The sequence below is a fragment of the Bacillus sp. AC266 genome, from assembly GCF_979253805.1.
Genome location: NZ_CEEDEC010000050.1, coordinates 1 through 258 on the forward strand (window position 1 = coordinate 1; position 258 = coordinate 258).

At 51.2% G+C, this 258-nt stretch carries 2 tRNA genes; both read left to right on the plus strand.

The features are described 5' to 3' along the window. A tRNA-Thr gene (locus tag AC0IXC_RS29240) sits at positions 1–76 on the plus strand. 10 nt (positions 77–86) lie between these two features. Next, positions 87–162, plus strand: a tRNA-His gene (locus AC0IXC_RS29245). Positions 163–258 lie beyond the last annotated feature (96 nt).

A 258-nucleotide genomic window follows, 5' to 3' on the forward strand; every position in this document is an offset into this window, starting at 1 on the left:
GCCGACTTAGCTCAATTGGTAGAGCAACTGACTTGTAATCAGTAGGTTGGGGGTTCAAGTCCTCTAGTCGGCACCAGAAAATCATGGCGGTTGTGGCGAAGTGGTTAACGCACCGGATTGTGGCTCCGGCACTCGTGGGTTCAATTCCCATCAGTCGCCCCATTTTTTCTTTTTAAATTATAATATGCGGGTGTGGCGGAATTGGCAGACGCACTAGACTTAGGATCTAGCGCCTTTGGCGTGGGGGTTCGACTCCCT